Below are 5,731 nucleotides of genomic sequence, written 5' to 3' on the forward strand. Positions count from 1 at the left end.
AAAACTGTCCGGCTCGTATACATACAGGCTCTGCCGCTCGCCTTGCCGCTCCAGCAGCAACCGGTTGCCATCCCAACTGAAGTGAGTGGTCCCACCGTCCAACCAGGGGCGGCACCGCTCGGGTTTCGTCGGGTCCAGGCGGTACTTGGCGATGCGTCGACTGAACGGGTCGTAGTCGTAACCCCAGTGCTCGACATGGACGAAACGACCGTTGCTCTTGCGGATGGTGGCCCGGCTCAACCGGTGCTCGGCGTCCCACGCGAAGTGCCGCACCTGGTTCGGACCAGACTTCTTCTCGATGCAGTTGCCCCAGCTGTCATAAGCATAACGGTGCTCCTGCCAGACCCGCAGTCGATTGGGCTTGTTCTCGCCCCAGGTACTCGGGTCGGACGCCGCCTCGGCCGGGGTCAGCAGCGGATTGAAGTCCGGATTGTCCAGGTTGGCCTGCACATAGGCCGCCCATTCCTCCTCGCTCCATTGGGTCTTGCGCGCCTTCACTTCTTCGCGCTGCGCCTCCTCCGGTTGCATCAGGTTATGGGCCGGATCGAAGGCGAAGGTCTCTTGGGCATGGGGCGCCACAGCCGAGCGCAACCGACCGAGCGCGTCGTAGCCGTAACGGGTCACGCCCTGACGCCGGTCGGTAATGCTCATCAACTGACCGGCCAGGTCGTATTGATAGCGCCGGGCGATGCGCTGGCCCTGGGAGGCCTGCTGCCGCTCGGCACCCTGGCCCGCCAAGGGTTCGCCCGCGCCCGCCTGCTGCTGCAACTTGACCTGGCTCTGCAACAGCCGGCCTACCGGGTCCAGCGTCAGTTGGGTGAACAGCGCACCCTGGCTGCGCCCCACCTCCCGGTGCAGGGCGTCGCGCTCGAAGTCGCAGATCGTCTGGAAATCCAGGTTGATCTGGTGCACGTGGCCACTGCCGTAGGTCAGGGTGTTCAAGGTACGTCCATCCGGCAGGACGGTGGCCTCGCGATTTCCCAGCAAGTCGTAGCGGTGTTGCAGTTCGCTGTACTGGCCGCCACGGCTGCGCAACACTTCCCGGCTCAGCCGCCCGCTCAGGTTGTAATACAGCGCCACCCGCGCCTGTTCGTTGCGTGCCTGCACCAGTTGGCCCGCGGCATCGTAGGCGTAGCGACTGTGGGCCACCTGCGGCCGGCCTGCAGCCGGCTTGAGGCTGTATTTATCCAGCAGACGGCCCATGGCGTCGCGTTGATAACGGGTACGCAGGATGGACGCGGCAACGCCTTCACCGAGAAGCGGCGCTCCCAGGGGAACGCCATCGGCGCTTTCCAGCAAGTAACCCGACGGATCGTAGCGGTAGTCGATGCGACGGCCATCGAAGCCCTGCTCCGCCACCAGCCGGTCCAGGGGGTCCCAGGCGAAGCGGTAGATCGCATTGTTTTCGTTGGCGAGGCTGGCCAGGCGACCATGCAGGTCGTACTGATAACGCAGGCGATGACCCAGCGCGTCGACCCGTTCGAGGGGACGGCCTTCACTGTCCAGCCGGTAGCGGGTCGCCCGGCCCAACGGGTCGTGATGGGCGATCAGGCGCCCGAGCCGGTCGTAGGCAAAGCGCTCCACGCCGCCATCGGCGTAACGCACGCTGCTCAGGCGGAAGCGCCGGTTGACCCGGGTGTAGCCGTATTGGGTGTTGTGTCCCAGCGCATCGGTCACGCTGGCCAGGTTGCCATGCAGGTCATAGCCGTAATGGGTACGGCTGCCCGAACAGTCGGTATGGGCCACCAGCCGGCCCTGGGCATCGAACTCGAAGGTCTTCACCCCGCCGCGCGCATCGACCAGCGAACTGGGCAGGCCGCGGTCGTCCAGGCGGTATTCGGTACCGGCGCCGTCCGGTTCGACGACCTCCACCACGTTGCCGCGCGCGTCGTGGCGGTACTGTGTGGTGCGATCCAGGGGATCGGTGAGCGCGACGGGCTTGCGCCAGACCTCATGCCAGGCGAAGCGGTAGACCGCGCCGTCGGGTTGAGTCAGGCGGATCAGGTTGCCCCGGGCATCGTATTGAAAGCGGGTGACGCGCCCGGCCGGGTCGGTGCTCGCCAGCAGGTTGCCATAGGAATCGCGCTCGTAGCGCGACTCGCCCCCCAGAGGATCGACCAGGCCGATCAGGTAATCGTCTTCGTCGTAGCGATAAAGGGTCTCGCGGCCGCCGGCATCGATGACGCGGGTCTCGCGGGCCAGTTCGTCGTATACGAAGATCCAGCTCTCGCCGTCTGAGAGCGTGTTGCGCAAGACCTTGCCTTTCGGAGTGAGGCGGTCCCACTCGTAACGCGAGACCAACCCTCCCGGCTCGCCATGCTCCACCAGCATGTGGTTCTGCCAGGCGAAGGTGCGCCCGAGCTGCCCATCGCCGTCACGCACCTCGACCAGATCGCCTTCGGCGCTGTAGCGGTATTCCACCAGCCATTGCTGGCGTTCGCGGGGGTAGTGCCCGCTGGCGTCCGGCTCGCCGAACAGCTCCACCACGTGGGTCAGGCGCGGTTGCTCCGGCTGACCGCGATCGAAGACGAAGCCCAGGCGGCGCCCGCTGCTGGTGTCCAGGTGATAGGGCAGCCCATCCGCCGCATATTGCAGGCGCAGATGGTTATGGTTGGGATCGATGAAACCCAATAGCACCAGGGTTTCCGCTTGCGGCGCGCGCTTGTCCAGCGGATCGGCCGCAGGCTCGGGCAATGGCGCTTCGCCCTGTTCGGCACGGTTGGCCAGCAGCCGCTCCCAAGCGCGGGCCTCGCGCGCCGTACGGCGGGCTTCGTCGGCATCACGCTCGCCCAGCAGGGCCTGATCCAGCGGCGCCAGGCCGAAGATCAGCCGCAGGCCGTCGGGCGCGATCACTTCGTACTGGTTGCGCTGGTTGCGCTGCAGGGTGGTGAGTTCGTACTTGGAGAAGAACCGCTCGCCCACGGCGATGCCCGGGAAACGGGTCCGTCGCCCCTGCATGTCGACGAAGACGATAACGTCGCCTTCCACTTCCAGGCGGAAGTCGATGGGAACGCTCCAGCCCTGCCCCAGCCAGGACCGTCGGGGATTACTGGAGGCGTAGGTCCGCTGCCAGGCCAGCGGCATGGGTGCCTCGAGCACGAAATCGAGGTCTTCATCGCCCGCCAGCAACTTGGCCCCGTAGATCGCGTTCACCGGCTTGGGCGTGGCCAGGGCGCAGTTCAGGCAGTTCGGCTTGGCTTCGCCCTTTTCCTTACCGGGCACGCCGTCCTTGTCGTGGGGCCGCTCCTGTTCAGGCGAAGGTTTCTTCGGTACCGGCTTGGGCTTGGGCTCGTGGGAAGGTTTGGTCCCGCGGGGTTTCTTCGAAGCTTTCTTCAGGCGCTCGTAGAGATCGCCGATGCGGTTGCCGGTCTTGCCGATCAGTTGGCCGACCTTGCTGGCCGCGCTGCCCGCACCGCGGGTGGCGACTGCGATCACCACCGTCTCGGCGACATGCACCTCGGCGGCGCCGGCCGCCTCGCCCAGTTGCCGAGCCATGGGCTTGGGGTCGGCGAGCATGCTGGACAACAGCTCTTGGGCCGAACAGGCCAGGTCGTCCAGCAGTTCGCGCAGCCAGTCTTTGATGATCGCCTTGATCTCGTCGAGGCTGAGCTTGCTCAGCTCGTCGATGGCTTCCATCACGTCGGTGGTGAAGGCGACCGACGCATCGTAGGCCTTTTCGACACCTTCCTTCGCATCGCTGGCGATGGTGCCGAGGTCGTTGCTGGCCAGGTAATCGGCGCCTGCGGTGATGCCGCCCCACACCGACTTCGCGCCACCCTTGATCGACTCCCAGTAGCCCTTGCCTTTTTCCAGCAGCAAATCTTTCTTGGCCTGATCGCGGGCCGAGTCGAAATCGAGCAGGAACGAAAGCGGGTTGTTCATGAACTCGTTGGCGATCCGCTCGGCCAGGGCCTCGAGCAAGCCCTCGAGTTCCGCGGAACACTTGGCATTGGGACCGGGCAGCACGCCGCAGTTGATCGCACCGGGACAGGGCGCAATGCTCGGCCCGCTGATCACCCCCATGTGCCCGTGACTGGTGGAGAAGCTGCCTTCCACCGGGTTCTGCGCGAGGAACTCGGTGGGCTTGAACATCTTGCCGTTGTCGATCGCGGTCGAGCGCAGCAGGAACAGGTTGGCGCTGTTGCCATAGGTACGTTGCGCCGCGCCTTCGGCCACCGCGAAGCTCACCGCGGGCGTGCTGGGCACCGGGCGGCTGCCGAAGGGCGTCGCGGCCAGGGCCGGGGCCACCACCGCGGCGAAATGTTTAGGCGTCCGTTCCGCCTTGAGAGGATCGCCCATGGCTCAACTTCCTGCCGGGTAGGTGGTGGGGGCGCAGTAGACGTTGATGCGCTTGATACGCTCGTCGAACTCCACGAGGCCGTGATACCGCAGGGTCACGCGGTCCTGGTCCAGATCGATCAGCACGGTGTCCAGCAGCATCGCGTGGGTTTCTCGGGCGCCGTCTTCCCAGTGGGCGACACCCGCGGCGTCGAAAGGAGGCAGGACCAGTCGCAGCGGCGGCCCCGGGCGGGTACCCGCCAGCTCGATCACATCCCCCGCCTTGAGGTAGGCCGCGGGCTGCTGGTCCGCCGGAGCGGTGTTCCAGTAGCGCATGTCCATGTCCAGGGGAATGTTAGGCGCCACCGACTCCCGCCATTGCTCATCGTAGGTACCGGCATACTTCTGGCGCTCCGCTACGAAGCCGGGCAGCGGACCGAAGCCGCCGGGCTCCACGTCCTGGCCGAAGGTCGTCAGCGGGGCGTCCCAGGCCTCGATCTGTGCGGCCGGGTACAGCTGCGAGGTGTCCGCCTGGGCACGCCCGACGAAGCCGCAGCCGAGCGGATTGGAGGGGAAGAACTCGCCGTCCTCGTAGTGCTCGCGCACGGGCCCGAGGGTGCCGCCATAGGCGTTTTCGTACAGCAGCGAAACGCCCGAGACGGGCTCCGCCTCGCTCAATGTCCAACCCCCCAGCAAGCTGTGCCGCCAATGGCGCGGCCCGTGGATGCGCAGGCGTTTTTCCCGTTCCCCGATACGCAGGGCGACGTACCAGCCGGGCATGGGTTCGGCTTGGGGTGCCCGCAGGGTTCCGGTGACCAGGACGTCGGTGGTGGGCTTGAAGGGGATCAGGTCGCTGGGATACAGCAGACTGGAACGGTTTTCCTCGTCCAGCCAGAGGTCGTTGATGACCATCTCCGGCTGACGCGCGAGGGGCGCCAGCCGACCCTCGGCGTCCCATTCCAGGGTCACCTTGGCGGACAGGCAGTGATAGCGATTGCCGTGGTAGAAACGGTGTTCGAAGCCCTGCACGGGAAACAGGGACTGGCTGACGATGACAGTCATGACGCGACGGCTTCCCTGCTCAGTTCAGATCGATCTTCTTGGCGTCGACGTCCACCAGCTCTTTGCCATTGACCGCGATCTTCACCCCTTCCAGGGTGATGGTCCCGTCGGCCTCCAGCACCACTTTCGATTTGCCGACCTGCAGCAGGATGCTCTTGTCATCCATCACCACCGTGCTGGCACCGCCCGCCGTGAGGGTATAGACCTTGCCCACCGACGCCGTGTGGTTCTGCCCGATGGTGTCGCTCTTGCTCATGCCGACATTGGTGACCATCGCCATGCCGACGTTGAGGTTGTAGCCGAGGCCGATGTTGACCATCTTGCCCATGCCCACGGTTTGCATATAGGCGAGCTTGACCGTCTCGGTCTTGAATTGCCCCACCGAAATCGA

Annotated in this window: 2 protein-coding genes and 1 pseudogene; all 3 read right to left on the reverse strand. The window is 65.6% G+C overall.

What is annotated here, in order from left to right:
• Window positions 1-4,299 (reverse strand): DUF6531 domain-containing protein (locus OGL92_RS21810; RefSeq protein WP_263147938.1); only part of this gene is annotated, 4,299 nt, incomplete at its 3' end.
• A 3-nt stretch (window positions 4,300-4,302) separates the two neighbouring features.
• Window positions 4,303-5,340 carry a DUF2169 domain-containing protein gene (locus OGL92_RS21815; RefSeq protein WP_263147940.1) on the reverse strand — a complete coding sequence of 346 codons (1,038 nt, stop codon included), beginning with the start codon at window positions 5,338-5,340 and terminating at the stop codon, window positions 4,303-4,305.
• A 19-nt stretch (window positions 5,341-5,359) separates the two neighbouring features.
• Window positions 5,360-5,731: pseudogene (locus OGL92_RS21820) on the reverse strand (hypothetical protein); the annotation flags it as partial.

The organism is Pseudomonas sp. RIT-PI-AD (genome assembly GCF_025642785.1).
GTDB lineage: Bacteria > Pseudomonadota > Gammaproteobacteria > Pseudomonadales > Pseudomonadaceae > Pseudomonas_T.